The 26,035-nt window shown below is 58.4% G+C and carries 30 protein-coding genes; 21 read left to right on the plus strand and 9 right to left on the minus strand.

The features are described 5' to 3' along the window. Positions 1 to 69: 69 nt before the first annotated feature. Entirely contained in the window at positions 70 to 771 is a 702-nt protein-coding gene (locus AB5Y83_RS20600) for a YggS family pyridoxal phosphate-dependent enzyme (protein ID WP_019445603.1), read from the minus strand. 39 nt (positions 772 to 810) lie between these two features. On the opposite strand from AB5Y83_RS20600, the gene tapT reads away from it, so the two are divergent. From tapT to AB5Y83_RS20620, 4 genes are all read left to right on the plus strand, one after another. Further along, positions 811 to 1,845, plus strand: coding sequence for a type IVa pilus ATPase TapT (gene tapT / locus AB5Y83_RS20605; protein WP_005340354.1), 1,035 nt, complete (start codon positions 811 to 813; stop codon positions 1,843 to 1,845). Between the two features lie 28 nt (positions 1,846 to 1,873). After that, positions 1,874 to 2,983 carry a type IVa pilus ATPase TapU gene (gene tapU / locus AB5Y83_RS20610; protein ID WP_005340356.1) on the plus strand — a complete coding sequence of 370 codons (1,110 nt, stop codon included), beginning with the start codon at positions 1,874 to 1,876 and terminating at the stop codon, positions 2,981 to 2,983. Positions 2,984 to 3,030: 47 nt separating this feature from the next. After that, on the plus strand, positions 3,031 to 3,804 hold the full coding sequence (yaaA, locus tag AB5Y83_RS20615) for a peroxide stress protein YaaA (protein WP_236316899.1): 774 nt from the start codon (positions 3,031 to 3,033) through the stop codon (positions 3,802 to 3,804). A 194-nt stretch (positions 3,805 to 3,998) separates the two neighbouring features. Further along, a complete protein-coding gene (locus AB5Y83_RS20620) occupies positions 3,999 to 4,424 on the plus strand; it encodes a hypothetical protein (RefSeq protein WP_236316900.1) in 426 nt (141 codons plus the stop codon). A 362-nt stretch (positions 4,425 to 4,786) separates the two neighbouring features. Here AB5Y83_RS20620 and AB5Y83_RS20625 read toward each other — a convergent pair whose 3' ends face one another. Both AB5Y83_RS20625 and arfB read right to left on the minus strand, forming a co-directional pair. Next, positions 4,787 to 5,278: a methylated-DNA--[protein]-cysteine S-methyltransferase gene (locus tag AB5Y83_RS20625; RefSeq protein WP_368175881.1), complete on the minus strand. Its 492-nt coding sequence runs from the start codon at positions 5,276 to 5,278 to the stop codon at positions 4,787 to 4,789. 32 nt (positions 5,279 to 5,310) lie between these two features. Next, the gene (gene arfB / locus AB5Y83_RS20630) at positions 5,311 to 5,727 is read right to left on the minus strand and encodes an alternative ribosome rescue aminoacyl-tRNA hydrolase ArfB (RefSeq protein WP_368175882.1); all 417 of its coding nucleotides are present in this window, start codon (positions 5,725 to 5,727) and stop codon (positions 5,311 to 5,313) included. Positions 5,728 to 5,928: 201 nt separating this feature from the next. Between arfB and glnK the strand changes: the two genes are divergently transcribed. The 5 genes from glnK to AB5Y83_RS20655 all read left to right on the plus strand — a co-directional run bounded on the left by glnK (position 5,929) and on the right by AB5Y83_RS20655 (position 11,324). Next, the gene (gene glnK / locus AB5Y83_RS20635) at positions 5,929 to 6,267 is read left to right on the plus strand and encodes a P-II family nitrogen regulator (protein WP_005341406.1); all 339 of its coding nucleotides are present in this window, start codon (positions 5,929 to 5,931) and stop codon (positions 6,265 to 6,267) included. A 258-nt stretch (positions 6,268 to 6,525) separates the two neighbouring features. Then, a complete protein-coding gene (locus AB5Y83_RS20640; RefSeq protein ID WP_005340374.1) occupies positions 6,526 to 7,533 on the plus strand; it encodes a Fe(3+) ABC transporter substrate-binding protein in 1,008 nt (335 codons plus the stop codon). A 39-nt stretch (positions 7,534 to 7,572) separates the two neighbouring features. Then, entirely contained in the window at positions 7,573 to 9,198 is a 1,626-nt protein-coding gene (locus tag AB5Y83_RS20645; protein ID WP_368175883.1) for an ABC transporter permease, read from the plus strand. Positions 9,199 to 9,280: 82 nt separating this feature from the next. Continuing rightward, the gene (locus AB5Y83_RS20650; RefSeq protein ID WP_368175884.1) at positions 9,281 to 10,315 is read left to right on the plus strand and encodes an ABC transporter ATP-binding protein; all 1,035 of its coding nucleotides are present in this window, start codon (positions 9,281 to 9,283) and stop codon (positions 10,313 to 10,315) included. Positions 10,316 to 10,418: 103 nt separating this feature from the next. Further along, the gene (locus AB5Y83_RS20655) at positions 10,419 to 11,324 is read left to right on the plus strand and encodes a Dyp-type peroxidase (protein ID WP_136502300.1); all 906 of its coding nucleotides are present in this window, start codon (positions 10,419 to 10,421) and stop codon (positions 11,322 to 11,324) included. A 90-nt stretch (positions 11,325 to 11,414) separates the two neighbouring features. On the opposite strand, the gene argR is transcribed toward AB5Y83_RS20655, so the two are convergent. Next, complete coding sequence (gene argR / locus AB5Y83_RS20660; RefSeq protein WP_005340378.1) at positions 11,415 to 11,885, minus strand: transcriptional regulator ArgR; 471 nt, start codon at positions 11,883 to 11,885, stop codon at positions 11,415 to 11,417. Positions 11,886 to 12,086: 201 nt separating this feature from the next. Between argR and AB5Y83_RS20665 the strand changes: the two genes are divergently transcribed. From AB5Y83_RS20665 to AB5Y83_RS20690, 6 genes are all read left to right on the plus strand, one after another. Then, entirely contained in the window at positions 12,087 to 12,827 is a 741-nt protein-coding gene (locus tag AB5Y83_RS20665; RefSeq protein ID WP_101530180.1) for an ATP-binding cassette domain-containing protein, read from the plus strand. Positions 12,828 to 12,851: 24 nt separating this feature from the next. Then, positions 12,852 to 13,589 (plus strand): transporter substrate-binding domain-containing protein, encoded by a 738-nt coding sequence (locus AB5Y83_RS20670; RefSeq protein WP_019445594.1) that lies wholly within the window; start codon positions 12,852 to 12,854, stop codon positions 13,587 to 13,589. A gap of 3 nt (positions 13,590 to 13,592) precedes the next feature. Then, complete coding sequence (gene artQ, locus AB5Y83_RS20675) at positions 13,593 to 14,243, plus strand: arginine ABC transporter permease ArtQ (protein WP_005357976.1); 651 nt, start codon at positions 13,593 to 13,595, stop codon at positions 14,241 to 14,243. Between the two features lie 3 nt (positions 14,244 to 14,246). After that, positions 14,247 to 14,909, plus strand: coding sequence for an arginine ABC transporter permease ArtM (gene artM, locus AB5Y83_RS20680; protein WP_005348902.1), 663 nt, complete (start codon positions 14,247 to 14,249; stop codon positions 14,907 to 14,909). A 221-nt stretch (positions 14,910 to 15,130) separates the two neighbouring features. Next, complete coding sequence (mdh, locus tag AB5Y83_RS20685; protein WP_005340384.1) at positions 15,131 to 16,066, plus strand: malate dehydrogenase; 936 nt, start codon at positions 15,131 to 15,133, stop codon at positions 16,064 to 16,066. Between the two features lie 395 nt (positions 16,067 to 16,461). Continuing rightward, the gene (locus tag AB5Y83_RS20690) at positions 16,462 to 17,046 is read left to right on the plus strand and encodes a sel1 repeat family protein (protein WP_213387709.1); all 585 of its coding nucleotides are present in this window, start codon (positions 16,462 to 16,464) and stop codon (positions 17,044 to 17,046) included. Between the two features lie 99 nt (positions 17,047 to 17,145). On the opposite strand, the gene hmpA is transcribed toward AB5Y83_RS20690, so the two are convergent. After that, entirely contained in the window at positions 17,146 to 18,339 is a 1,194-nt protein-coding gene (gene hmpA / locus AB5Y83_RS20695) for an NO-inducible flavohemoprotein (protein ID WP_368175885.1), read from the minus strand. Positions 18,340 to 18,450: 111 nt separating this feature from the next. Here hmpA and AB5Y83_RS20700 point away from each other — a divergent pair, with 111 nt between their 5' ends. Continuing rightward, complete coding sequence (locus AB5Y83_RS20700) at positions 18,451 to 18,921, plus strand: Rrf2 family transcriptional regulator (protein ID WP_005340388.1); 471 nt, start codon at positions 18,451 to 18,453, stop codon at positions 18,919 to 18,921. 40 nt (positions 18,922 to 18,961) lie between these two features. Here AB5Y83_RS20700 and AB5Y83_RS20705 read toward each other — a convergent pair whose 3' ends face one another. Then, positions 18,962 to 20,242 (minus strand): HlyC/CorC family transporter, encoded by a 1,281-nt coding sequence (locus tag AB5Y83_RS20705; protein ID WP_005348906.1) that lies wholly within the window; start codon positions 20,240 to 20,242, stop codon positions 18,962 to 18,964. A 42-nt stretch (positions 20,243 to 20,284) separates the two neighbouring features. Further along, complete coding sequence (gene ccsA / locus AB5Y83_RS20710; RefSeq protein ID WP_005340390.1) at positions 20,285 to 21,073, minus strand: inner membrane protein YpjD; 789 nt, start codon at positions 21,071 to 21,073, stop codon at positions 20,285 to 20,287. A 209-nt stretch (positions 21,074 to 21,282) separates the two neighbouring features. Here ccsA and ffh point away from each other — a divergent pair, with 209 nt between their 5' ends. The 5 genes from ffh to rplS all read left to right on the plus strand — a co-directional run bounded on the left by ffh (position 21,283) and on the right by rplS (position 24,796). Continuing rightward, the gene (ffh, locus tag AB5Y83_RS20715) at positions 21,283 to 22,659 is read left to right on the plus strand and encodes a signal recognition particle protein (RefSeq protein ID WP_005340391.1); all 1,377 of its coding nucleotides are present in this window, start codon (positions 21,283 to 21,285) and stop codon (positions 22,657 to 22,659) included. 178 nt (positions 22,660 to 22,837) lie between these two features. Next, positions 22,838 to 23,086 (plus strand): 30S ribosomal protein S16, encoded by a 249-nt coding sequence (gene rpsP / locus AB5Y83_RS20720; protein WP_005340392.1) that lies wholly within the window; start codon positions 22,838 to 22,840, stop codon positions 23,084 to 23,086. A 24-nt stretch (positions 23,087 to 23,110) separates the two neighbouring features. Continuing rightward, entirely contained in the window at positions 23,111 to 23,632 is a 522-nt protein-coding gene (rimM, locus tag AB5Y83_RS20725) for a ribosome maturation factor RimM (RefSeq protein WP_005340394.1), read from the plus strand. Between the two features lie 34 nt (positions 23,633 to 23,666). Further along, complete coding sequence (gene trmD, locus AB5Y83_RS20730; protein WP_005340400.1) at positions 23,667 to 24,416, plus strand: tRNA (guanosine(37)-N1)-methyltransferase TrmD; 750 nt, start codon at positions 23,667 to 23,669, stop codon at positions 24,414 to 24,416. 32 nt (positions 24,417 to 24,448) lie between these two features. Further along, positions 24,449 to 24,796 (plus strand): 50S ribosomal protein L19, encoded by a 348-nt coding sequence (rplS, locus tag AB5Y83_RS20735; RefSeq protein WP_005313505.1) that lies wholly within the window; start codon positions 24,449 to 24,451, stop codon positions 24,794 to 24,796. A gap of 108 nt (positions 24,797 to 24,904) precedes the next feature. Here the strand turns inward: rplS and AB5Y83_RS20740 are convergent, their stop codons facing one another. Together AB5Y83_RS20740 and mutH are read right to left on the minus strand one after the other, a co-directional pair. Beyond that, on the minus strand, positions 24,905 to 25,228 hold the full coding sequence (locus AB5Y83_RS20740; protein ID WP_005348910.1) for an isoamylase early set domain-containing protein: 324 nt from the start codon (positions 25,226 to 25,228) through the stop codon (positions 24,905 to 24,907). A gap of 80 nt (positions 25,229 to 25,308) precedes the next feature. After that, a complete protein-coding gene (gene mutH, locus AB5Y83_RS20745; protein ID WP_042059668.1) occupies positions 25,309 to 25,983 on the minus strand; it encodes a DNA mismatch repair endonuclease MutH in 675 nt (224 codons plus the stop codon). Positions 25,984 to 26,035: the final 52 nt, after the last annotated feature.

Below are 26,035 nucleotides of genomic sequence, written 5' to 3' on the forward strand. Positions count from 1 at the left end.
TTCCATCAAACGCTCCTGTTGATGAAGTCGCGGCAAGAGGCGGACGTATGGGTTATCCGCTGGCCTTGCCTATGAGTAGTCACGGGCGCCGAAGATGGCGGTGCCGACCCGCACCATGGTGCTGCCGTGGGCTATCGCCAGTTCAAGATCCTCGGTCATCCCCATCGAGAGGGTATCCACCGTGGGGTATTGTCGCGCAAGCTCGGTGAACAGAGTCTGCATACGGGTCATTTGGGCGGCCAGTACGCCCTCGTCACTGGTGTGCTCGGGAATGGCCATCAGCCCCCGCAGCACCAGCCGCTCACTGTGGGAGACCAGCTCGGCAAGGCGGAAAATCTCTTGTTCCGACGTTCCGGATTTACTGCTCTCTCCGCTAATATTGATTTGCAGACAAACATTTAGCGGTGCCATTGTAGTTGGGCGCTGGTTGTTGAGGCGGTCGATCAGCTTGTCCCGATCCACGCTCTGCACCCAGTCGAACCGTTCGGCGACCAGTTTGGATTTGTTCGATTGCAAAGGGCCGATAAAGTGCCACTCTATGTCGCTATATTCCGGCTGCTGGCGCAAGGTATCGATCTTGGCCGCTGCTTCCTGGGCGTAGGATTCACCAAAGCAGCGCTGACCTGCGGCATGGGCGGCCATGATGGCCTCGACCGGTTTGGTCTTGCTCACGGCCAGCAGGCGGATCTGCTGCAGGTTGCGGCTCGCCCGTTCGGCGGCCTGGGCAATGCGTTCCTTTACCTGAAACAGGTGCTGGGCAATCTGGTTCATATTTCGTTAGTGATCTTGTGATGGGAGAATGACAAGTCTATGGATATCACAGAGTTATTGGCTTTCAGTGTAAAGCATAAAGCCTCGGATCTACACCTCTCGGCTGGGGTTCCCCCGATGATCAGGGTTGATGGTGAGGTTCGCAAGATCAATTTGCCCGCCCTGGAACACCGGGAAGTGCATGCCCTTATTTACGACATCATGAACGACCATCAGCGCAAGGAGCTGGAGGAGAACTTCGAGGTCGACTTCTCGTTCGAGGTGCCCAATCTGGCCCGTTTCCGGGTTAACGCCTTCCAGCAGGCGCGCGGCTCGGGCGCGGTATTTCGTACCATCCCCAGCACGGTGCTGAGCCTCGAGGATCTCGATGCGCCGGAGATCTTCCGCAAGATCGCCGAGTTCCCGCGGGGTCTGGTGTTGGTGACCGGCCCGACCGGTTCCGGTAAGTCGACCACCTTGGCTGCCATGGTCAACTACATCAACGAAAACTTCCATCACCACATTCTCACCATCGAAGACCCCATCGAATTCGTCCACGAGAACAAGCGTTGTCTGGTGAACCAGCGGGAAGTACATCGAGATACCAAGAGCTTCAGCAACGCCCTGCGCTCGGCCCTGCGGGAAGACCCGGACATCATTCTGGTGGGCGAGATGCGCGACCTTGAGACCATTCGTTTGGCCATGACCGCCGCCGAAACTGGCCATCTGGTGTTTGGCACCCTGCACACCTCGTCGGCGGCCAAGACCATCGACCGTATCATCGACGTCTTCCCCGGCGCGGAGAAGGACATGGTGCGCTCCATGCTCTCCGAATCCCTGCGGGCGGTCATCTCCCAGACCCTGCTCAAGCGTATTGGCGGTGGCCGGGTGGCGGCCCACGAGATCATGATGGGCATTCCTGCGGTGCGTAACCTGATCCGGGAGGACAAGATTGCCCAGCTCTACTCGGTGATCCAGACCGGGATGACCCACGGCATGCAGACCATGGATCAGAGCCTCAAGCAGCTGGTGAGTCGTGGCGTGGTGGCATCCCTCGATGCCAAGGCCAAGGCTGTTGATCCCAACAGCATTTAAGCGACTCGCACCCAGGGAGGGATAGATGATGAATCTGGATGATCTGCTGAGCGAGCTGGTCGAGCGAAAGGGATCGGATCTGTTTGTGACGGTGGGCTCGCCGCCCACCCTCAAGGTGAATGGCCATCTGGTGTCGCTGGGGGGCGAAGCGCTCGACAAGAAGGGGGCGCTGACGCTGGTCAGGGATACCCTCAGCAGCGATCACTTCGAGCGTTATATCCGCACCAAGGAGGCCAACTACGCGATCTATCGCGAAGCGCTTGGCCGTTTTCGGGTCAGTGCCTTCTGGCAGCAGGAGCTGCCTGGCATGGTGGTGCGGCGTATCGAGACCCGCATTCCCACCTTTGAAGATCTGCAGCTACCCAAGATCCTGCAAGAGGTGGCGATGGCCAAGCGGGGGCTGGTGCTGTTTGTTGGCGCCACCGGGGCGGGCAAATCGACCACCCAGGCGGCGATGATCGGCTATCGCAACCAGCATGCCGATGGTCACATTCTGACGGTGGAAGATCCGGTGGAGTTCGTCCATCAGCATGGTCGCAGTCTGGTGACCCAGCGAGAGGTGGGGATCGACACCGAGTCGTTCGATGTGGCGCTGAAAAGCTCGCTGCGTCAGGCACCGGACGTGATCCTGATCGGCGAGATCCGAAGTCAGGAGACCATGGAGTTTGCCCTGCAGTTCGCCGAGACGGGACACCTTTGTCTCGCCACTTTGCATGCCAACAATGCCAACCAGGCGCTGGATCGCATCCTGCATCTGGTGCCGCAAGACAAGCACCGCCAGTTCCTGTTCGATCTCTCTTTCAACCTCAAGGCCATCGTCGCCCAGCAGCTGGTGCCAAGTATGGATGGCAAGCGGCGCTGCGCTGCGTTCGAGATCCTGCTCAATACCCCGCTCATCACCGACATCATCCGCAAGGGAGAGATGCATCGCCTCAAGGAGGTGATGACCAAATCCACCGAGCTGGGTATGCAGACCTTCGATCAGGCGCTTTTCAGCCTGTTCTGCGCCGGCCAGATTGGCTACAGTGAGGCACTCGCCCACGCTGACTCGGCCAACGACCTGCGACTGCTGATCAAGCTCTCCGGTCGCGAACGGCTCGGCACAGGCACGCTGGACAATGTGACGCTGGATGAATGAATCATGGGGCCGCTCTGCCGTTCGGCCCCTCGCCATAAAGGAACGTTATGCTGATTGTGGTTTCCCCGGCCAAGACGCTGGATTACGAGTCACCGCTGGTGACACCCCGTTTCACCCAACCCGAGCTGCTAGATCACTCCGCCGAACTGATTAGCCGGGCCCGCCAACTGAGCCCTGACCAGATCGCCACACTGATGAAGATCAGCGACAAGCTGGCCGGTCTCAATGCCGCCCGTTTTGCCGAGTGGCAGTCAGATTTCACCCCAGCCAATGCCCGTCAGGCGCTGCTGGCCTTCAAGGGGGATGTCTACACCGGTTTGGCGGTGGAGGATTTCAGCGAGGCCGATTTTGACTTCGCTCAGGCACATTTGCGGATGCTCTCTGGCCTCTACGGCGTGCTTCGCCCCCTCGACCTGATGATGCCCTATCGGTTGGAGATGGGGACCAAGCTCGACAATAGTCGCGGCAAGGATCTTTACCAGTTCTGGGGGGAGGTGATCACTCACCATCTCAACGACGCGCTGGCAGCGCAGGGGGATGAAGTGCTGATCAATCTGGCCTCCGACGAGTATTTCAAGTCGGTACGACCCAAGAGCCTGAAAGGGCGGATTGTCACACCGGTGTTCAAGGATGAGAAGAACGGCCAGTTCAAGATCATCAGCTTCTACGCCAAGAAGGCGCGCGGCATGATGGCTCGCCACATCATCAAGCACCGTCTGACCGAGGTGGAGCAGCTGACCGGTTTCAACGCCGAGGGTTACTACTTCGTGCCGGAAGAGTCGGATGCCAATACCCTGATGTTTAAACGCGCCGAAAATTAATTACAAAAAGAGGGAACCAATCTTTCGACCCGCGGGTCTGAATATGTGAATCCTCTGTTGTAAGCACTTTTTATTCGCCGACGTTTGATACGTCGGCTTTTTTATTGCCGTTTTTACTGTCCATCGATTGCCTTCGCCGGGACTATGTGGTTCAGATAGACTCAAGACAGGGAGCGAGTCGTCGCGAGGTGAATATGGAACAGAAAAATGCCATTCGGCAGGTTGCCGTCCCTTGGGCTCCGTCCCGCCAGCTACCGCCCGGTCTGGTTGTGGCCGAGCTGCATCAGGATCTCTGGTGCGACTCCCTGACCATCATGCTGGGGCGGGCACGCAGCATCGATCTGCCCCCGCAAATCCTCTGCCGGGTCTATTTTCGCCACATCTATGCCCTGCGGGTAATCGAGGATTGCGATCTGGCTGAGGGGAAGGATAGTCACGCCATCGAAGAGCAGATCCAGCTCATCACCCCATCCCGTTTTGCCAGCTGGTTCCATCAGGAGTCGGACGGTCTGCATCTGGATGAAGATCTGCAGCACTATCGCATCTCGACCTGGGATTATTGCGCCGATGTGCTGACCTCCTCCACGCCGGAACTGCAGTTCCTGCCCCAGAGTGAGTAGTCAGCTGTCACGCCAGAGGCGAAGGGTGATCCTTCGCCTCTTTGGTTTTTACGGTGGTGCAGATTTTGTGGCGTTCAGGCCATTCAGCTTGGGTGGTGGCCTGTTGTGTCGGCACAAAAAAAGCGCCTCAGAGGAGGCGCGGGGAAAAAGACAGATTGGAAGCGTCACATGGGTGCTACTTGAATCAGCGAATGAGCCGTGCCATTCAAGTATGGAGCCATCATGCCACGCTCAATCTGAAGTAGTTCTGAGGCGATTCTTCATTTTCTGTTCATCTTGTCAGCAAAGCGTGGCCACTGGCAGAAAGCCTTTTCATTCTGGCCACGATATTGTTCATTCCCTCTCCACGGGGGCTCATCGTGTCATGGGGCCAGCTCGAATGTTGTGCCTGTCTGTTCCAGTGCCAGCAACCAGCGCTTGATGGGAATGCCGCCAGCATAGCCGGTCAGCTCGCCGCTGCGTCCGATCACCCGATGGCAGGGTACTATGATGCTCAGCGGATTGCGGCCATTGGCAGCGCCTACTGCTCGCACTGCCTTGGGATTGCCGATAGCCTGGGCAATCTCGAGATAGCTCACGGTCTCGCCATAGGGGATATCACACAAAGCGTTCCACACCGTTTGCTGGAACGGTGTGCCCTTCGCTGCCATGGGCAGATCGAACTGCTGCAATTTTCCGGCAAAATAGGTGGTGAACTGGGCAAGATAGGGCGCCAGCGCTTTGTCATCCCGTTGCCAGTCAGCTTGCGGCATGACGGGCCGCTCCCCGAGCATGAACTCTACGTGGCGCAGGCCATCCTGATCGATGGCGACCAGCAGCGGGCCGCGGGCGCTGTTGCAAAAACTGTATCTCATCGGCTGACATCCTTTGGGAGTTGGGGGTTGGCTCAGCCCAGAACTGGCTTGCCGCGGGCGGATTTGATATCCCCCTTGCGCTTTTTGGCATCGACCCGTTTGCGTTGGGAGCTGCGGGTCGGCTTGGTGGCATGGCGAGCCTTGGGGCGCCAGGCTGCTTTTTTCAGCAACTCCACCAGACGGCTCATCGCCTCCTTGCGGTTCATGTCCTGGCTGCGATGGCTCTCGACCCGGATCAGGACAAAGCCATCGTGTACCCGGCTGTCGCTCAGCTTGTCGAGACCCTCCTTGTAGAGGGGCGTCAGGCTGGGAGAGTTGCGGTAATCGAAGCGCAACCAGACGGCGGAGTCGGTCTTGTTGACGTGCTGTCCGCCGTTGCCCTGTGCCCGCATGGTCTGAAATTGCAGCTCATGCCAGGGAATCGTGACGCTGTTGGAGATAACTAACATGCTGTTTTGCTCTTGTTTGGTGCATACCCGCTGACCGCTGCAGCATGGTGCCTCATTATGGGGCGTGCTGGCCGGTTATGGGGATGTGCCTGACGAATGGCGCAGGCATTAAACTCTATCTATATGAAATAAAACAATAAAAATACTTGGCATAAGAATTGAAACCCGATTCATGACACACCATGGATTGGGAGCAACCAGATGAAGCTGATTAGTGCGATTATCAAACCGTTCAAGTTGGACGATGTCCGCGAGGCTATTGCCAACCTGGGGGTGGAAGGGCTGACCGTGTCCGAGGTCAAGGGATTTGGCCGCCAGAAGGGACACACCGAATTATACCGGGGAGCCGAGTATCAGGTCGACTTCCTGCCCAAGGTGAAGCTGGAGATTGCTACCGCTGATGATAACGTGGAAGGGGTGATCGAGGCGATCTGCAAGGCGGCCTATACCGGCAAGATCGGCGACGGCAAGATTTTTGTCTACGACTTGCTGCAGGCGGTGCGCATCCGCACCGGCGAAAGTGACGACGAGGCGCTGTGATGAACCGCATCCGTGACGTACAGATCTGTTGACCTCCCGATCTCGGGAATTCCCGATGGCGTGAGCGCTTATTGAAGCCTGATCAACATAACGTTTTGCTTAGAAGAGGCCGAATGGGATTCCATCCGGCCCTTTTCATTTATGGGCGATTAAATATGTGATGTGGCGACGGCGAGCTTTCTTGATCCGCTTATAAGATGTATGCAGAATGCAAACGGAAATCGTTATCACTCTGTATAGCTAATCAAGGAATGGATGATGAAAATGAAGATGTTGGCACTGGCTTTCTCTGCGTTGGCAGCTCAGTCGGCATTGGCGGCCGGGGAAGTGAATGTCTACTCCAACCGGCAGGATGAGCTGATCAAGCCCATCATCCAGCAGTTCGAGAAGGAATCTGGCATCAAGGTGAACGTGGTGTTCGCCAAAGAGGGGTTGAACGAGCGTCTGGAGCGGGAAGGCAAGCTCTCTCCGGCCGACCTGATGCTGACCGTTGATATCAGCCGTCTGACCGATCTGGTGGACAAGGGGCTGGTGCAGCCGGTGGACAGCAAGATCCTGCAGGAGAACATCCCCGCCATCTATCGTGATCCGGAGAATCGCTGGTTCGCCCTGACCACCCGGGTGCGCGCCATCTACTCCAGCAAGGATCGCCTCGGCAAGCTCGACACCATCAGCTACGAAGACTTGGCCAAGCCTGAATTCAAAGGAAAAATCTGCACCCGCAGCGGCAAGCATGAGTACAATGTGGCGCTGGTCTCCTCCATGATTGCCCATCACGGCATGGCCGAGACCAAAACCTGGCTGGAAGGGGTCAAGGCCAACCTGGCGCGCAAGCCGCAGGGCAACGACCGGGATCAGGTCAAGGCGATCAAGGATGGTATCTGTGACGTGTCACTCGGCAACAGCTACTATCTGGGCGCCATGTTGAAAGATCCGGCGCAGAAGTCCTGGGCGGATGCGGTCTATATCAACTTCCCGAACCAGGCTGACCGCGGTGCCCACGTCAACGTGAGTGGCGTGGCCATGACCAAGTATGCCAAGAACAAGGCCGAGGCCCAGAAGCTGATGGAGTTTCTGGCTGGTGATACCGCCCAGCACATGTATGCGGACGTGAACGCCGAATATCCGGTCAAGGCCGGAGTCGAGCCTTCCGCCATGGTCAAGTCCTGGGGCAGTTTCAAGTCTGACGCACTACCGGTCAGCGATTACGCCAAGCACCGCAAGGACGCCTTGCAGTTGCTGGATGAAGTGAAGTTCGACTTGTAATCAGATGGGGCCAACGGCCCCATCAACATCTGTGGTCTCATGAAAAATTTTGGATGGATGACCGGCAGCTGGGCCACCGCCCTGCTGCTGGGTTTACCGGTTATAGCCCTGCTTTTCTCTGCCTTCTCGGCTGAGGGGGAGCTGTTTCGCCACCTCGCCGATACCGTGCTGCTCGATTATCTGGGCAATACCCTGGGGCTGGTGGTCGGCGTAGTATTGCTAAGCCTGCTATTTGGCGTGCCCACCGCCTGGCTGGTGGCCATGTGTCAGGTGCCGGGGCGCCGTGCCCTGCAGTGGGCCTTGATGCTGCCAATGGCCATGCCCTCCTATATCGTCGCCTACGTCTATACCGACTTGCTCGACTATTCGGGCCCCCTACAGGCCGGGTTGCGAGCACTCTTTGGCTGGAACAGTCCAGCCGATTACTGGTTTCCGGCCATTCGCTCCCTTGGCGGCGCCGCCTGGGTGCTGGCGCTGGTGCTGTTCCCCTATGTTTATCTGCTGACCCGCGCCTCTTTTCTCGAGCAGTCAGTCAGCTTGATCCACTCCAGCCGCCTGCTCGGCTGCACCCCGTGGCAGAGCTTTCGCCGTCTCAGTCTGCCGCTGGCGCGCCCCGCCATCATGGTGGCTGTATCGCTGGTGGCCATGGAGACGCTGGCCGATTTCGCCACCGTCCACTTCTTTGCCATCAACACCCTGACCACGGCGGTCTACGATACCTGGCTCGGCTACGGCAGTCTGGCCACCGCGGCGAAACTCTCCTGCCTGATGCTGCTGGCTGTGGTGCTGCTGATCGCGCTGGAGCGCCGCTCGCGCAGTCGGCAGCAGGTGTTCCAGAAGTCCATGGGCCATGAGCAGCCGCTGCGCTATCCGCTTAAGGGGATGAGTCGCGCTCTGGCCGCTTTGTGGTGCTGGGGGCTGGTGCTGGCCGGTTTCGGCCTGCCGTTTGTCATCCTGCTCGATTACGGGGTGCGCTACTTCGAATTGTCGTGGACGCCGGAGTTTGTCCGCTTCGCCGGCAACAGCTTGGCTATCTCGGCGCTGACCGCCCTGCTGGCGATGGGCATCGCCCTGCTGCTCGGCTTCTTCCGCCGTCTCGATGGCGGGTTCAAGAGTTTGCTGCCGCTGCGCATCGCCGCCATGGGTTATGCCATGCCGGGCACAGTGCTCGCCATCGGGGTGCTGGTGCCGCTCACCGCCCTCGACTTTGCCATCAACGATCTGGCCGAGTGGCTCGGTCGTCAGGGCCCGGGCTTGCTGCTGACCGGCACCATCACCGCCATCGTGTTCGGTTATCTGGTGCGCTTCGTGGCCATCGCCATCGGCTCGGTGGAGAGTAGCATGGGCAAGATCTCCCCCAGTCTCGACATGGCGGCTCGCTCCCTGGGTCAGGGGGATGGCGGCATGCTGCGCCGGGTCCATCTGCCGCTGGTGCGCCGTGGTCTGTTTGCCGGTGCCATGCTGGTATTCATCGAATCCATGAAGGAGCTGCCCGCCGCCCTGCTGCTGCGGCCGTTCAACTTCGATACTCTGGCGACCCACGTCTATCAGTTTGTCTCGGACGAGATGCTGGAGCGCGGCGCGCTGGGGGCTATCGTCATTGTGCTGGTGGGGCTGTTGCCGCTGATCTGGGTCAACCGCAGTCTGGACAGTCCGGGCCACTGAGTCGCCGCGTCGGTCAATGAAATTGCATGCGGTGTGCTGAACCGAAAGGCAGCGCGCCGCCAGAAACGAGAGGAAGTCAGCCTTGTCCTGTTTGCAGGTTGAAAATGTCAGCTGCCGTTACAACGGCCGCAATGTGCTGGAGCAGCTCTCCCTGACGGTGGCAGACAACGAGATCGTCTGCCTGCTGGGGGCGAGCGGCTGCGGCAAAACCACGCTGCTCAAGGCCATCGCCGGGCTGCTGCCGTTGGCAGAGGGCTCGATTCGCCTCGGCGATACCCTGCTCGACGGGCCCGGTGCCAGCGTGCCACCCGAGGCGCGCAATATCGGGATGATCTTTCAGGATTACGCCCTCTTTCCCCACCTGACGGTGGCCGACAACGTCGGTTTCGGGCTGACCAAACTCGACCGCAGTGCCCGCCAGCAGCAGGTAGACGAGGCACTGGCGCTGGTCAATCTGCAGGGGCTGGGGGATCGCTATCCGCACCAGCTCTCCGGCGGCCAGCAGCAGCGGGTAGCCATCGCCCGGGCGCTGGTGTGCAAGCCACGGCTGATGCTGCTGGATGAGCCCTTCTCCAACATCGATACACAGGTGCGTATGAAGCTGATCCTCGAGATCCGCGCCCTGCTCAAGCAGCAGGGGATCGGCGCCATCTTCGTCAGCCACAGCAAGGAGGAGGCGTTTGCCTTCGCCGATCGGCTGGCGCTGTTTCGCGCCGGTCACATCGAGCAGGTGGGCCTGCCGGAGCAGCTCTATCGCCGCCCGCAAAATCGCTTCGTGGCGGAGTTTCTCGGCGGGGTCAACTATCTGGCTGCCGAGGTGGTGGACAGCCACTGCGTGCAGACGGCGCTCGGGGTCATCTGTGGCAGCGAGCCTCATGGCCGCGCGGTGGGCGAGCAGTTGCAGCTGATGCTCAGACCCCAGCAGTTGTTGCTGGAGAGCGCCGCAGATGGCGAGCTCAAGGTGGTGGAGCAGCAGTTCCTCGGCCACCACTGCCGGGTGCTGTTCGAGTGTGGCGATCTGCAGCTGGAGGCGAGCATTGGCGAGCCCCTTGATGGGATGCGGGCACGGATCAAGGTTGCCCCCCATGGGTTGGTGTTGTTTGACCCTTTGCCCTGAACGCGTGATATCGTCGTGAAATCAAAGAACTGGATCCACTCTGGTTTATAATCGCGCAACGCAAATAGCCCGTAACGCTAACGCCTACTCAGGGGAGAGATATATGAAAGCCCAAGCCGGGATCTGCGCAGAGCCGAATCTGCACGCCCTCTATCTGATGTTCAATCGCACAGGCGATGCCGCCGAACTGGTCGGCCGTCTGGCCAAACTGCCCGCCCTGTGGCAGGCGGTGGCTGCCGATTTCCCCGATGCCGGGTTCAGCGGTCTGGTTGCCGTTGGCGCCGATGCCTGGGATGGTCTCTACCCTGCCGCCCGTCCGCCCCAGTTCCGCAGCTTTATGGCGCAATCCGCCAACGGTCAGGAAGCCCCCAACACCCCGTTTGATCTCTTTATTCAGCTGCGCGCCGATCGGGTGGATGTGCTGCACCACGCCGGTCACCGTGTGATGGCGCTGCTGGCCGGACTGGTAGAGCTGGCTGAAGAGGTGCGCGGTTTCCGCAACCTGGATTTCCGTGACCTGACCGGTTTCGTTGATGGCACCGAGAACCCGCAGGATGAACACCGTGCCGAAGTGGCGTTGCTGGCCGATGGCGAGTTTGCCGGTGGCTCCTATATTCACGTCCAGCGCTGGGTCCACGCCATGAGCGACTGGGAGAAGCTGGCGCAGAAAGAGCAGGAAGACATTATCGGTCGCACCAAGCCCGACAATATCGAGTATGAGTCTGCTGCCAAGCCGTTGACCGCCCACATCAAGCGGGTCAACCTCAAGACCCCGAAAGGGGAGTCCATGGAGATCCTGCGCCAGAGCATGCCCTGGGGCACCATGACCGAGCAGGGGCTCTACTTCATCTCCTGCTGCCGCACACCGCAGCACTTCAACGCCATGCTGGCCAGCATGTACAAGGGGGAGGGCAGCCACTTCGACCACCTGCTGCGCTTCACCAAGGCCGTGACCGGCGCGGCTTTCTTCGCCCCATCGGAGGGTTTTCTGATGGCGCAGGGCAAATAAGCCCGCCTGACGAAGCTGCAGAAAACAAAAATCCCGGCCTTGGCCGGGATTTTTCGTTCTGGCGTGACCGCTATGACGCGGTAGCGGCCATTACGGCGTCTGTTCGAACAGCTCGAGGGCGGAGAGATAGAGCTCTTCGATATCGGTGTCGCTGGTCGGGGTGATGAAGATGGTGTCATCACCGGCGATGGTGCCGAGGATCCCCTCTGCCTTGCCGAGGGAGTCGAGCAGGCGGGCGATCAGCTGGGCAGCGCCCGGGCTGGTGTGGATCACCACCAGTGCGCCGTTGTGATCGACGTCCAGCACCAGATTCTTGAGCGGGCTGGAGGTGGTGGGCACGCCCAGTTCCACCGGCAGGCAGTAGACCATCTCCATCTTGGCATTGCGAGTGCGAACGGCGCCGAAGCGGCTCAGCATGCGCGATACCTTGGACTGGTTGATGTTCTCGAAGCCCAGCTCTTGCAGGGCGGTGACGATTTCTGCCTGGGAGCCAAAGCGCTCTTCTTTCAGCAAGGCTTTAAAGGCCTTGGCCAGTTTTTCTTGCTTGTCGTTGTGTTTCATCTTGGTCTCACGAATGAGGAGGTGTGGCGGCCTGTGCGATACAGGCGGCAGATACGAACAGCGTGGCCATTTTGCATTCATATGCCGTTTTTTGCAAGGAAGCGGCGCTTGTTCTGCATATTGATTCAAAAATGGCTTGCATCAACCTTTATTAGGGATAGAATCGGGATGAAATTTTGAAAACTTATTCAATTGGGCTGTATGGGTATTGAATTAATAGGTATCGAGAAGTCCTGGCACAAGGTGCCGGTTCTGCAACAGGTCAGCTTTCGAACATCCCCCGGTGAAACCTTGGTGTTGCTGGGCCCGAGCGGTGCTGGCAAGAGTTCCCTGCTACGGATGATGAACCTGCTGGATACCCCGGATGCGGGTGTTCTGCGGATTGGTGAAAGTGAATTTTCTTTCCCGAACTCCCTCTCTGCTGCCGAATTCAACCGCCAGTCCCAACTGCTGCGTCGCAAGGTGGGCATGGTGTTCCAGCAGTACAATCTCTGGCCACATCTCACTGTGATGGAGAATCTGATTGAAGCGCCGGTCAAGGTGCTTGGCATGAGCAAGGAGGCCGCCATCGAGAAGGGGGCCTTCCTGCTGGCCCAGCTGCAACTGGCCGACAAGCGCGATGCCTGGCCGGCACGTCTCTCCGGCGGTCAGCAGCAGCGGGTGGCCATTGCCCGTACCCTGATGATGGACCCGGAAGTGTTGCTGTTTGACGAGCCGACTGCTGCCCTCGATCCCGAGATCACCAAGGAGGTGGCCGAGATCATCCGCAACCTGAGCCAGACCGGCATTACCCAGGTGGTGGTGACCCACGAGGTTGACTTTGCCCGCAAGGTGGCCAGTCAGGTGATTTATCTGGAGAAGGGGCGGATCATCGAGTCCGGCACCGCTGCCATTTTCCAATCCCCGCAAACCAGCCGGTTTGCCGAATTCTTGATGCATTGATATTGAATCGATAAGGAAGCTGTCATGAAAAAGAGTCTGTTGTTGGTTGCTGCCATGGGCCTGTTGAGTACCTCCGTCATGGCCAAAGAGATCAAGTTCGCCACCGAGGCCACCTACGCGCCGTTCGAATACCTGGATGACAAGAACGAGTTTCAGGGTTTTGACATCGATCTGGCGCGCGCCATCTGCGAGCAGGCCAAGCTGGAGTGCAGCTTCCATAACCAGGCCTTTGACAGCCTGATCCCCAGCCTCAAATTCCGTCGCTATGATGCCGCCATTGCCGCCATGGACGTGACCCCGGAGCGCTCCGCTCAGGTCGATTTCTCCGACATCTATTACGAGAACTCTGCCGTATTCGTCGCCAAGAAAGGGGCCTTCAAGGGGCCGGAAGAGATGGTCGACAAGACAGTCGGTGTGCAGAACGGTACCTCTCACCAGTCCTATCTGGTGGATAACTGGGTGAGCAAGGGCCTGCTGACCGTGCCGTACGCCAGCTACCAGAGCGCCTTCCTCGACATGATGAATGGCCGTACCGACGGTGTCTTTGCCGATACTGCAGTTGCTGCCGACTGGCTGAAGCAGCACAAGGAGTATGCGGTGGTGGGGGCGCCGGTGACCGATGCCAAGTACTTCGGTACCGGCTTTGGCATCGCGGTCGCCAAGGGCAATCAGGAGCTGCTGACCCAGCTGAACAAGGGGCTGGCCGAGATCAAGGCCAACGGCACCTATCAGAAAATCTTCGACAAATACTTCGCGCAGTAAGCCATGTTGAGCCTGTTGTTGGATGCAGCCTGGATGACCCTCGGGCTGGCCTTGGCATCACTGGTCGGGGGCATGGTATTGGCACTGGCGTTCAGTGCCGCCGAGCTCAGCAAGCAGCGTGCGCTGGTGTGGCCGGTGGCCACCCTGACCACGCTGATCCGTGGCCTGCCCGAGTTGCTGGTGGTGCTGTTCATCTACTTCGGCTCGACCCAGGTGCTGTTCCTCCTCACTGGCGAGTATGTGGAGTTCAGCCCGTTCGCCTGTGGCGTGCTGGCGCTCTCCCTGCTGTTCGCCAGCTATGCGACCCAGACCCTGCGGGCAGCGCTCAATGCGGTGCCTTCAGGTCAACGGTTGGCGGCGATGGCGCTGGGTCTTGGCAAGAGCCACATCTTCTTTCGCATCGTGTTGCCGCAGGCGTGGCGTCATGCCCTGCCGGGCCTCGGCAACCAGTGGCTGGTGTTGCTGAAAGATACTGCGCTGGTGTCGCTTATCGGGGTGAACGAGATGATGCGTCAGGCGCAGATGGCCTCGGCCAGTACCTATGAGCCTTTCACCTGGTATGCCGCCGCGGCCCTCATCTATCTGGCTATCAGTCTGGTGAGCGAGTACGGCCTCGGGCTGGCTGCCCGCTACACCCGCCGCTACGGAGGCTAACTGATGCAAGAGTATCTCGTTACGTTGCTGGGCGGCCTTGTCACCACGCTGGAGCTGACCCTGTTCAGCCTGCTGCTGGGGATTGTGTTGGCGGCCCTGATGACCTGGGTGCTGGAGCTGCGCCTGCCGGTAGCGACCCAGCTGGTGCAGCTGTGGGTGCTGCTCTTTACCGGTACGCCGCTGCTCATTCAGATCTTCCTGATTTACTACGGGCCGGGTCAGTTTGAGTGGCTGAAAGCCAGCCCGCTCTGGCCGCTGCTCAAGCAGCCCTGGTTCTGCGCCGTGCTGGCGCTGGGCCTCAACACGGCGGCCTACTCCACCCGGTTGTTCAAGGGGGCGCTCGATGCCATCCCGGCTGGTGAGGTGGAGGCGTGTCGTGCGCTTGGCTTTAACGGCCGCCAGACCTTGTGGATGAAGGTGCGCCATGCCGCCCGTCATCTGGTGCCTGCCTACTCCAACGAGGTGATCCTGGTGCTCAAGGGGAGCTCCCTCGCCAGTACCATCACCATCATGGACATCATGGGGCTGGCGCAGGGGTTGAACGCTCAGACCTACGATACCCTGGCGGTGTTCGGGGTGGCTGGCGGGCTTTATCTGGCGATGAACGGATTGTTAACAATTGGTTTTCGCTGGTGTGAAAAACGGGCGCTGGCATTCCAATCCTGAGACCCTCAGATCTACCTCTTTATGGTAAGGAGAAGTGCAGAAAAACTGTGCTTCTCCTCCAACTTTTTGTATTTCCCTCCAATTTTTGCTCCCGCATGTTTCGTGGCTCACAGAACCCGTGACTGCAACTGTTATCAGATTGTTTTTTATGGGGGGATCCATTAAGGTTGGGCGCACAACAACAAACAACCTTAAACCTACGCTTAAACATGGAGTTGATCATGAAAGTTGCCGTTCTGGGTGCCGCTGGTGGCATCGGTCAAGCCCTCGCTCTGCTGTTGAAAAACCGTCTGCCGGCTGGCTCCGAGCTGAGCCTGTATGACATCGCCCCGGTTACTCCGGGTGTGGCCGTTGACCTCAGTCATATTCCTACCGACGTCGCCATCAAGGGCTTCTGCGGTGAAGATCCGACTCCTGCGCTGGTTGGGGCCGATGTGGTGCTGATCTCCGCCGGTGTGGCACGCAAGCCGGGGATGGATCGCTCTGACCTGTTCAATATCAACGCCGGTATCGTCAAGAATCTGGTCGAGAAGTGCGCGGCCACTTGCCCGAAAGCACTGATCGGCATCATCACCAACCCGGTCAACACCACTGTAGCCATCGCCGCCGAAGTGCTGAAGAAAGCCGGTGTCTATGACAAGCGTCGCCTGTTCGGTGTCACCACCCTGGACGTGATCCGCGCCGAGACCTTCGTGGCCGCCGCCAAAGGGTTGAACATCGACAAGGTACGCGTCAATGTGATCGGTGGTCACAGTGGCGTGACCATTCTGCCGCTGCTCTCCCAGATTGAAGGCGCCTCCTTCACCGCTGAAGAAGTGGCAGCCATGACCAAGCGCATCCAGAATGCCGGTACCGAAGTGGTAGAAGCCAAGGCCGGTGGTGGTTCTGCGACCCTCTCCATGGGTCAGGCGGCTTGCCGTTTCGGTCTCTCCCTCATCAAGGGTCTGCAGGGCGAAGCCAACGTTGTCGAGTGCGCCTACGTGGAAGGCAACGGCGAGCACGCCACCTTCTTCGCGCAGCCGGTACTGCTGGGCAAGAACGGCGTCGAAACCGTACTGGATTACGGCAAGCTGAGCGCCTTCGAGCAGGAAGCGATGGAAGGCATGCTGGCTACCCTGAAAGCCGATATCCAGCTGGGTGTCGATTTCGTCAAGTAAGCGGGTCAACCGTGCCAACAAGGGAGCTTCGGCTCCCTTTTGTATTGATGAGATCCGCCCGGCAGGCTAAGGGGATGGGGCTTGGTGCCGATAACAGAGTGCAGCAGGAGATCCTTATGATGAAACCCCTTACCCTACTCATTCTTGTCGGTGCATTCACCGCGCCCCTCTATGGTGCCGAAGCGATATCGGCTGCCGTATCGAGCGATGCGCCTGCAGCAACTGCATCGGTACCGACTACAAGCAGTGCTGCGGTGGCAACGGCGCCTGTCTCTGCTGCTACGCCAGCGCCCTCTGAGGCCGTCCCCGTCTTGCTTCCGGCCGAGCCGGTCACTCCCGTTGCCAGCAGTGGCGAGGGGGCCGCGCCGCTGCCAAAACCGGCGGAGTCTGCCGCTGTGGTGGCGCCTCCCGCACCTCTGGCCGCAGGCGAGTTGCAGGCGGTGCCGCTCTATCGTCAGGACGAGCTGCTCAACTGGATTGAGCAGGGGCGCCACCTCACTCAGGTGAAGCAGGATCGCTGTCAGCTGACGCAGGATATCGAAGCTCGCGCCTCGGTGATGAAGATCCCGGCCTATCAATTCCTCTGGGGGGATATGCTGGCGTGGGGTGTCTGCACCAAGTCCAATGCCGAGCTTGGCGTGCAATATATGTGGGAGGCGGCCAATCAGGGGTTGGCACCGGCGCTGGAGCAGCTGGGTCGCTACTACTGGAAAGGAACCCTGGTGCAGAAGGATCTGGTGCGAGCCGAGACCCTGATGCGCGAGGCAGCCAGCCTCGGTTTTCTGCGGGCTCGCATCGAGTGGGTCGAGATGCTGTTGCAGGGGATGGGCAGTCCGCTCGATTATGAGGACGCCTATCGCTGGCTCCATGGCTCCGTCATAGGTGACAAGGTGCTGCACCAGAAGGCGGCGAGTCTGCTCAACCGTCTTGGCAACAGGATGCCGGCCAACGTGGTGGCCCGCGCCAAGGCGATGCACTGATCCAAAAAAATGACCCACAGATCAGCACCTGTGGGTCCGGTTCCAGCCGCCGTGCCATGACAGGCCGGAACCTCCCTCTGTTATATGGCTGCCCGCGCTTTAGAGATCTTGGTGGGGGCCAAAAACTTCGTAATGGAGCTGCCCCGTTGGTACCCCAGCCGCCAGCAGCTGCCGCTTGATCTCTTGCATGAAGCCGACAGGGCCACAGAAGTAGTAGTGGGCCTGCGACGTGATGCGCTCCTTCACGGCAGTCAGATCCATGGTGCCGGCCAGGTCGTAATCTTCACCCTGTACATCGCTGGCCTCCGGCTCCCGATACCAGACCCGGCTCAGCAAGTTGGGATGCTGGCGGGATTTTTGCTGAATATCCTCCCGGAAGGCGTGTACAGCACCCTGTTCGCAGGCGTGTAGCCAGGTGATATCAGCCTGATGGCCGCTCGCCAGCAGCTGGTTGAGCATGCTCATCATCGGTGTCACGCCGACACCGGCGGAGAGCAGTACCACCGGGGTCTGGCTGTCGGCTTTCAGGTAGAAATCGCCGGTGGGGGGCATCACTTCGATCTTGTCACCCGCCTGCAGGTGATCGTGCAGCAGGTTGGAGACCTGACCCTGTGGCTCGCGTTTGACGCTGATGCGGTAATCCTGTCCATTGGGTGCATCGGAGAGGGAGTATTGGCGGATTTCCTGATATTCTAGCTCGGGGTGAACCAGCTTGATGCTGAGGTATTGGCCCGGTTTGAAGGTCAGTACCGGCTTGCCATCTTCCGGCGCCAGCAGGAAGGAGGTGATGAGGTCGCTCTCGGCTCGCTTCTCCTTGATGATGAAGGTGCGGGTACCTTGCCAGCCGCCATCCTGATTGGCCTTCTCCTGATAGATCTCCCGCTCGCGGCCGATGAAGATGTCGGCCAGCACGCCATACGCCTTGCCCCATGCCTCCAGCACCTCGTCGGTGACCGCACTTCCGCCCAATTCTTTGAGCGTGGCCAAGAGATGACTACCTACAATGTGATATTGTTCCGGCTGGATCAGGAATCCGGTATGTTTGTGCGCAATCCGCTCGACTGCACCGGCGAGAGCCCCCAGATTGTCGATATTCTTGGCATACGCGGCGACTGCATTGAACAGGGCCAGCGGCTGGCCGCCACTTCGTTGGTGGGCAAGGTTGAAGATATCTTTCAGCTCCGGGTTATGGCTGAACATCCGCTGGTAGAAGTGCTGGGTGAGGGCAGGGCCTGCCGATTCGAGCAGCGGAATGGTGCTTTTGATGACGGCAACGGTGGTTTGATCTAGCATAGGGGCCTCGTTCTAATTGAACATATAAAATGTCATTTAATAAGTGGCATCCTAGATGTTTATTTGATTTGAATCAATACTCCACTTTTCGCATCGCGCTAATCAGGTTTTATGAGACTAACCAGTTATACAGATTTTGGATTGAGAGCCCTGCTCTATCTTGCCACCCTGCCGGAAGGGGAGTTGTCGAGCGTTGCCAAGGTATCGGCCCTGTATGGCGTTTCCCGCAACCACATGGTGAAGGTGGTCAATCAGTTGGTGAAGCTGGGCTATCTGCAATCCCAGCGGGGCAAGAATGGCGGTATTCGCATGGCTTGCGATCCCGCCACCATCAATATCGGGCAGGTGATCAGGGCGCTGGAAGGCAATCTGGACGGCATTGACTGCGGCTCGCCCGCTTGCCACATCGTCTCTGTCTGTCTGCTCAAGAGTGCGCTGAAAGAGGCGATGGATGCGTTTCTGGCGGTGATGGACAGCTATACGCTGCAAGACCTGCTGGCCAACCGTGACGAGCTACAGAGGGTGTTTGGCGAGTTGATCCCGACGCTGGTGCTGGAGCCGGATGATGAAGATGAACAGTGACGATGAGCAATAGAAAAGGGCTGCCACTGGCAGCCCTTTTTCAATCTTGTGAATCCGACTCCGCTCGGTACGATGCCGGCATAATCCGCGCCATCTTCACCATGTTGTTCTCCACATCGAGGATCTCGATAGGATAACCGGCCAGCCGGATCCCGATGTTGGGCTGGGGGATCTCTTCCAGATATTCGAGGATCAGGCCGTTGAGGGTACGCGGGCCGTCGATGGGCAGGTGCCAGTTCATCTCTTTGTTCAGCTCACGAATATTGGCTGAGCCTTCGACCAGATAAGAACCATCTGACTGGGGATGGATCTCGTCGCTCGGCGCTGGCGTCATGGAGGTGGTGAAGTCGCCGACGATCTCTTCCAGAATGTCGTCCAGAGTGATTAGCCCCTGAATGTCGCCGTATTCATCGACGATCAGGCCAATTCGCTCCTTGTTGCGCTGGAACTTGGCCAGCTGCACGTTGAGCGGCGTACCTTCCGGAATGAAGTAGATCTCGTCTACTTCCCGCAACAGACTCGATTTGTTGAACTGGTCCCTGGCTACCAGCCGCAGGGCATCGCGCGCGTGCAAAAAGCCGACAACGTCGTCGATATTGTCGCGATAGAGGAGGATCTTGGTGTGAGCGCAGTGGGCCAGCTGGCGCTGGATGCTCTTCCAGTCATCGTTGATGTCGATGGCGTAGATATCGCTACGCGGCACCATGATGTCTTCGACCAGCATCTTGTCGAGATCCAGAATACTCAGCAGCATCTCCTGATGACGCTGGGGGATCAGGTTACCCGCCTCATTGACTATGGTGCGCAGCTCCTCGGTGTTGAGGGAGTCATCCTTGTTGGGATTGATCTTCAGCATCTTGAGCAGGCCGCTGGTGATGCCGTTGATCAGCCAGACCAGCGGTGAGAGCGGCACCATCAGCCCCTTGAGGATCCAGGAGGCGGGATAGGCGATCTTCTCCGGAAACATGGCGGCCAGGGTCTTGGGGGTCACTTCACCGAATACCAGTACCACCAGGGTCAGGCCGAAGGTGGCAATGGCGACCCCGAGATCACCAAACAGCCGGATACAGACGATGGTGGCGATGGCGGAGGCGAGGATATTGACCAGATTGTTGCCGATCAGGATCAGCCCCAGCAGGCGATCGGGGCGGGCGAGCAGTTGCTCGACGCGACGTGCGGCTTTGTGTTTGGTCTGTGCCAGATGCCGCAGTTTGTAGCGGTTGATGGACATCAGGCCGGTTTCGGCACTGGAGAAAAAGGCGGAAAGAAGGATCAAGATAACGAGAACAATCAGTAATGTACTCGTTGAGATGCTGTCCAAAAAGGGCTCCTGTTGGATGGTATGGCTAAAAGAGTATAGGTGTCAGCTCAACAGCACTTCTTTGACGAAGCGGCTGCCAAAGTAGGCAAGAGTCAGGATGAAGCTGCCGATCAGACTGAGCGTGATGACTTTGCGGCCGCGCCAACCATAGGTGTGATGACCCCACAGCAGCAGAACGTAGACACACCATGCCAGGATGGAGAGCACTGCCTTGTGGGATTTGCCCTGGGCGAACATATCTTCGAGGAAGAAGAGGCCGGAGGCGATGGAGAGTGTCAGCAGCAGCACTCCCGCAGAGATCAACTGAAACAGCCGTTTTTCCACTGTCATCAGTGGCGGCATGGCTGGCAGGTTACTGATTTTTCGAGATTTTAGTTGCTTGTCCAGACAGGCGAGCTGCAGCGCAAACAGACAGGCGATCATCAATACCGAGTAGGCCATCAGGGCGAGGCCGATGTGCAGCAACAGCTGGGGATGGGCCTCCAGATGGGTTATGTAGCGACCCGGGATCAAGGCGCTGGCAGCCAGCAACAGGGCCGAGAAGCTATAGACTACCGGCAGCAGGATCCAGCCGTTGAAGCGGCGGGTTACGCATGTCATGAAGCAACTGATGATGAGGCTGACCAGCGAGGCAACGTTGAGCATGCTCAGGTTCTGGCCGTAACTCTGTAATACCTCTGAACCGAGGGCGCTGGCGTGGGCGATCAGGGCCAATCCGATACAGGCAAACAGGGAGCGCTGTCCCACCGGCTTGGCGCTCAGTAACAGATGCAGGGAGGCGATGATGGCCAGCAGATAAAACGCCAGGGCCAGAACAGAGATTACGATCATAACCAGGTCGTTGTTGCACAAGCTTTTGAGGGTAAGAGGGGCAGTATACCTTGCACGAGAAGTGCTCGCCAGTTGTGCAACGGCCGATCTGCCCATATATAGGGTATAGGGAGAAGCTCCCTGCTGCTGCGGTGCGGTGAATAATCGTCCTCGCGCCCGCTCTGGGTTATAATGCCCCCAATTTATTACGCCAAGAACCGGAATCCGTCATGTTTGAGAATTTGACTGAACGACTCTCGCGCACCTTGCGCAATGTCAGTGGCCGTGGTCGCCTGACCGAAGACAATATCAAGGAAACCCTGCGCGAAGTCCGCATGGCGCTGCTCGAGGCGGATGTCGCCCTGCCGGTCGTGCGGGATTTCGTCGCGCGTGTCAAAGAGCGCGCAGTCGGGCAGGAGGTGGCCAAATCCCTGAGCCCGGGCCAGGCATTCATCAAGATTGTGCACGGTGAACTGGTCACCGTAATGGGGGAGGCCAACGAACAGCTCAACCTGGCTGCCCAGCCGCCCGCCATCATCCTGATGGCCGGTCTGCAGGGTGCCGGTAAGACAACCACGGTTGGCAAACTGGCCAAGCTGCTCAAAGAGCGCAGCAAGAAGAAGGTGCTGGTGGTCAGTGCTGACGTTTATCGCCCTGCGGCGATCAAGCAGCTGGAGACCCTGGCCAGCGACATCGGTGTCGACTTCTTCCCGAGCGATGCCAGCCAGAAGCCGGTCGATATCGCCACCGCCGCCATCGATCAGGCGCGCAAGAAATTCTATGACGTGGTGATCGTCGATACTGCCGGTCGTCTGCACGTTGATAGCGAGATGATGGCCGAGATCCAGGATCTGCATGCCACCATCAAGCCGGTCGAGACCCTGTTCGTGGTGGATGCCATGACCGGTCAGGATGCCGCCAACACCGCCAAGGCGTTCAACGAAGCGCTGCCGCTTACCGGTGTGATCCTCACCAAGGCGGATGGCGACGCCCGTGGTGGTGCCGCGCTGTCGGTACGTCACATCACCGGCAAGCCGGTCAAGTTTATCGGTATGGGTGAAAAGACCGATGCGCTGGAGCCGTTCCACCCGGATCGTCTCGCCTCCCGTATCCTCGGTATGGGCGATGTGCTCTCTCTGATCGAGGAAGTTGAGCGCAACGTCGATAAAGAGAAAGCGGCCAAGCTGGCCAGCAAGGTCAAGAGTGGCAAAGGCTTCGATCTGGAAGATTTCCGCGAGCAGCTGGCCCAGATGCGCAACATGGGCGGCATGATGGGGATGCTCGACAAGCTGCCCGGCATGTCCGGGCTGCCGGATAACGTTAAAGATCAGATGGATGACAAGCTCACCGTGCGGATGGAGGCCATCATCAGCTCCATGACGCCGAAGGAGCGCGCCCACCCCGATCTAATCAAGGGTTCCCGCAAACGCCGTATCGCAGCAGGCTCCGGCATGCAGGTGCAGGATGTGAACAAGCTGCTCAAGCAGTTCACCGAGATGCAGCGCATGATGAAGAAAATGTCCGGCAAGGGCGGCATGCGCAAGATGATGAGCCAGATGAAGAACATGATGCCCCCCGGGTTCGGTGGCGGTCGCGGCCCGTTCTGATCCGGCCTGCGTGTTGATGGGGGGTCTGCAGTTGCAGGCCCCTTTTCATTGCCGCTCTGCGCAAAAAATGGCTGGCTTGGTTGCAATTATTACGAATCCAAGTAGAATTACGCGGCTTATTTTAAGCTAGGGTCCGCGTGTTTGCGGGCCTTGTTCATTAGATGTTAATGAGGACGATATGGTAACCATTCGTTTACAACGTGGTGGCGCGAAAAAGCGTCCGTTCTACCAGGTAGTAGTTTCTGACAGCCGTTGCGCCCGTGACGGTCGCTTCATCGAGCGCGTTGGTTTCTTCAACCCGGTTGCTGCTGGTCAAGCTGAAAAGCTGAACCTGGACCTGGCTCGTATCGAGCATTGGGTTGCTACTGGTGCCGCTGTTTCTGACCGCGTTGCCAAGCTGATCAAAGACGCTAAAAAAGCTGCTTAATCAGCCCAACGGTAAGGAGTTAAGGTGGAAAAACCTGTAGTTCTGGGCACCCTGGGTACCGTTTATGGCATCAAGGGCTGGCTTAAAGTGAACTCCTTCACCGATGTTGCCGAAGCGATTTTCGATTACAACCCCTGGCTGATTAATCAGAACGGGGCGTGGCGTGAAATTCGGGTTTCATCCTGGAAACGTCACAACAAGGGTCTGATCTGCAAACTCGATGGTATCGATGTGCGCGAAGATGCCCTGGCATTGACCAATGTCGAGATTGGCGTACCCGCCGATCTGTTGCCTGCGTTGCCTGAAGGTGAGTTCTACTGGCGTGACCTGATTGGTTGCTCCGTGGTGACCACCAAGGGATACGACCTGGGCAAGGTGACCGAATTGATGGAAACCGGCTCCAACGATGTGTTGGTGGTTGAGGCCAATGTAAAAGATGCCTTTGGTGCAAAGGAGCGGTTGATTCCGTTCTTGGAAGAGCAGGTGATCAAGAATATTGATCTGACTGCTCGAACAATCGAAGTTGATTGGGATCCTGGTTTCTAGTTTCCCGCGCTAACACGGGTGCCGGAGGTTTCTTATGTGGATTGGGGTTATTAGCCTCTTCCCTGAAATGTTCCGAGCCATTACCGAGCACGGGGTAACGGGTCGGGCCGTCAAGAGTGGCTTGCTGCAGATTGAGTGCTGGAACCCCCGGGAGTTTACCCACGACAAACACCGTACGGTCGATGATCGTCCTTATGGTGGTGGGCCCGGCATGTTAATGATGGTTCAGCCGCTGCGTGACGCGATTCATGCAGCCAAGCAAGCAGCGGGAGACGGGGCGAAAGTCATCTATCTCTCTCCTCAGGGACGCAAGCTGACTCAAGCGGGCGTAACCGAGTTGGCGACGAATCAGAAACTGATTCTGGTAGCCGGTCGATACGAAGGTATCGATGAACGCGTGATACAAACCGAAGTCGACGAAGAGTGGTCTATCGGGGATTACGTGTTAAGTGGTGGCGAGTTGCCTGCCATGACCCTGATCGATGCGGTTTCGCGTCTGGTCCCCGGGGTTTTGGGTGATCAGGCCAGTGCCGAGCAAGACTCCTTTACGGATGGCTTGCTGGATCATCCCCACTACACTCGGCCGGAGGTGTTGGATGGATTGGCGGTGCCCGAGGCGCTGACAAGCGGCAATCACGAAGTGATTCGACGCTGGCGTCTCAAGCAGTCGCTCGGACGAACCTGGCAAAGAAGGCCGGAACTTATTAACAACCTAGCTCTGACTGACGAGCAAGAATCACTTCTTGCCGAGTATGTCCGCGAAGTGCGTGACAGCGTTAAGTAGAGTTTTCAGTTTATCCTAGGTAAGGAAAGACAATGAGCAAGATTATTCAGCAGCTTGAACAAGAGCAACTGCGTACCGACATCCCGGCTTTTGCCCAGGGCGACACTGTACGTGTTCAAGTTCGTGTTAAAGAAGGTGGTAAAGAGCGTCTGCAGGCTTTCGAAGGCATCGTTATTGCCAAGCGTAACCGCGGTCTGCACTCTGCTTTCACCGTTCGCAAGATCTCCAACGGCGAAGGTGTTGAGCGTGTATTCCAGACTCACTCTCCGCTGATCCACAGTGTAGAACTGAAGCGTCGTGGTGATGTTCGCCGCGCCAAACTGTACTACCTGCGCAACCTGTCCGGCAAAGCTGCTCGTATCAAAGAGAAGCTCAACTAATTCGATTCGAATTGGTGTCGATATGTCGGCAAATAGCTCGACAGGTAGTGAAAAGGCTCGCCAATGGCGAGCCTTTTTTGTATCCGTCTATTGGCTCTCTGGTTGCCGTTACTGGATGACCCGTACCACCGAGTTGTCTCGCCCGAAGGGGCCTGGCACATAGTCATCCGCTGCCCAGTCATTCTCGTAGAGGGTCTCCCCTGCCGGGGTGATGAGCTGGTAGCAATATTCGAAGTACCCAGGGCCGTCGGTCGGCAGATTGAGGGTGGCTTTGAACTCACCGCTCTTCATGCGTTTCAGCTCGACCGGTTGCCACTGGGTGAACTCGCCGATCAGCATCACCTGTTCCGCTCCTGCAGCCGCCTCTTTCTCTACGGCAAAGGTCACCTTGACCTCGGGCTTGGACTTCAAAAACTGTTTGATCAGTGGCATGACGCCTCCTTGTCTGTGAGTTAAAAATGGCTCCTGTCTATTTTTATACCACCATATGACAAAGATGTTGATAAGGCAGATCAAGTCGGCAAGGCAAAATAGCGTTGCAGCAAACTGTGGGTGAAGTCGATCTTGAGATAGAAGCCGCGCGGCAGGGTCATGATGGGTTGACCATCGCGGCCGATGGCGCGAGTCAGCGCCTTGTTGTTGGCCGCCTTGGGCCGCAGTTGCATCACCTGGCCGTGGCGTGCGCTGATCTGCTCCACTTCTCCCAGCACTATCATGTCCATCAGCTCCTCCCAGTCCTGACGCAGTAGCCGATCTTCCTCTTCATTCGGGCTCCACATCAGCGGCATGCCGACCCGCCGCTCGCCAACCGGGATCTCCCGACTTCCTTCCACCGGGATCCAGAGCACCCGGGAGAGCTTGTTGCGCACGTTGGACTCCTCCCAGCGCTGGCCGCTGACGCCGATCAGCGGGGCGACACAGACGAAGGTGGTCTCCAGCGGCTTGCCTTGAGGATCCACGGGGATCGTCTTGAGTTCGATCCCCAGCTCCGGGAAGTCCTGTTCCGGCTTGCTCCCTGCGCTGGCCCCCAGTTGCAGCTCGATCAACTGACCGACCCACCCCTTGTCACGGCGCAGATCGTTGGGCACCGCGACGCCAGCCTCGGCGGCCAGCTGCGCCAGCGTGAAGCCAGCCATGGCATAGGCGCGGCTCAATAACTCCTGCTCGGATTGGGGATTGCTTGGCATGTTTGGCTCCATCTTGCTCGCCATATTCTAACAGGGGAGGATCCCGAGAAGG

The sequence above is a fragment of the Aeromonas sp. R5-4 genome (assembly GCF_040908215.1).
GTDB classification, from domain to species: domain Bacteria; phylum Pseudomonadota; class Gammaproteobacteria; order Enterobacterales; family Aeromonadaceae; genus Aeromonas; species Aeromonas veronii.

Bases quoted from the DNA above. Each gene is read 5' to 3' on its own strand.
- AB5Y83_RS20600 (WP_019445603.1), bottom strand. From the start codon at position 771: ATGAACCAGATTGCCCAGCACCTGTTTCAGGTAAAGGAACGCATTGCC.
- tapT (WP_005340354.1), top strand. From the start codon at position 811: ATGGATATCACAGAGTTATTGGCTTTCAGTGTAAAGCATAAAGCCTCG.
- tapU (WP_005340356.1), top strand. From the start codon at position 1,874: ATGAATCTGGATGATCTGCTGAGCGAGCTGGTCGAGCGAAAGGGATCG.
- yaaA (WP_236316899.1), top strand. From the start codon at position 3,031: ATGCTGATTGTGGTTTCCCCGGCCAAGACGCTGGATTACGAGTCACCG.
- AB5Y83_RS20620 (WP_236316900.1), top strand. From the start codon at position 3,999: ATGGAACAGAAAAATGCCATTCGGCAGGTTGCCGTCCCTTGGGCTCCG.
- AB5Y83_RS20625 (WP_368175881.1), bottom strand. From the start codon at position 5,278: ATGAGATACAGTTTTTGCAACAGCGCCCGCGGCCCGCTGCTGGTCGCC.
- arfB (WP_368175882.1), bottom strand. From the start codon at position 5,727: ATGTTAGTTATCTCCAACAGCGTCACGATTCCCTGGCATGAGCTGCAA.
- glnK (WP_005341406.1), top strand. From the start codon at position 5,929: ATGAAGCTGATTAGTGCGATTATCAAACCGTTCAAGTTGGACGATGTC.
- AB5Y83_RS20640 (WP_005340374.1), top strand. From the start codon at position 6,526: ATGAAAATGAAGATGTTGGCACTGGCTTTCTCTGCGTTGGCAGCTCAG.
- AB5Y83_RS20645 (WP_368175883.1), top strand. From the start codon at position 7,573: ATGAAAAATTTTGGATGGATGACCGGCAGCTGGGCCACCGCCCTGCTG.
- AB5Y83_RS20655 (WP_136502300.1), top strand. From the start codon at position 10,419: ATGAAAGCCCAAGCCGGGATCTGCGCAGAGCCGAATCTGCACGCCCTC.
- argR (WP_005340378.1), bottom strand. From the start codon at position 11,885: ATGAAACACAACGACAAGCAAGAAAAACTGGCCAAGGCCTTTAAAGCC.
- AB5Y83_RS20665 (WP_101530180.1), top strand. From the start codon at position 12,087: ATGGGTATTGAATTAATAGGTATCGAGAAGTCCTGGCACAAGGTGCCG.
- AB5Y83_RS20670 (WP_019445594.1), top strand. From the start codon at position 12,852: ATGAAAAAGAGTCTGTTGTTGGTTGCTGCCATGGGCCTGTTGAGTACC.
- artQ (WP_005357976.1), top strand. From the start codon at position 13,593: ATGTTGAGCCTGTTGTTGGATGCAGCCTGGATGACCCTCGGGCTGGCC.
- artM (WP_005348902.1), top strand. From the start codon at position 14,247: ATGCAAGAGTATCTCGTTACGTTGCTGGGCGGCCTTGTCACCACGCTG.
- mdh (WP_005340384.1), top strand. From the start codon at position 15,131: ATGAAAGTTGCCGTTCTGGGTGCCGCTGGTGGCATCGGTCAAGCCCTC.
- hmpA (WP_368175885.1), bottom strand. From the start codon at position 18,339: ATGCTAGATCAAACCACCGTTGCCGTCATCAAAAGCACCATTCCGCTG.
- AB5Y83_RS20700 (WP_005340388.1), top strand. From the start codon at position 18,451: ATGAGACTAACCAGTTATACAGATTTTGGATTGAGAGCCCTGCTCTAT.
- ccsA (WP_005340390.1), bottom strand. From the start codon at position 21,073: ATGATCGTAATCTCTGTTCTGGCCCTGGCGTTTTATCTGCTGGCCATC.
- ffh (WP_005340391.1), top strand. From the start codon at position 21,283: ATGTTTGAGAATTTGACTGAACGACTCTCGCGCACCTTGCGCAATGTC.
- rpsP (WP_005340392.1), top strand. From the start codon at position 22,838: ATGGTAACCATTCGTTTACAACGTGGTGGCGCGAAAAAGCGTCCGTTC.
- trmD (WP_005340400.1), top strand. From the start codon at position 23,667: ATGTGGATTGGGGTTATTAGCCTCTTCCCTGAAATGTTCCGAGCCATT.
- rplS (WP_005313505.1), top strand. From the start codon at position 24,449: ATGAGCAAGATTATTCAGCAGCTTGAACAAGAGCAACTGCGTACCGAC.
- AB5Y83_RS20740 (WP_005348910.1), bottom strand. From the start codon at position 25,228: ATGCCACTGATCAAACAGTTTTTGAAGTCCAAGCCCGAGGTCAAGGTG.
- mutH (WP_042059668.1), bottom strand. From the start codon at position 25,983: ATGCCAAGCAATCCCCAATCCGAGCAGGAGTTATTGAGCCGCGCCTAT.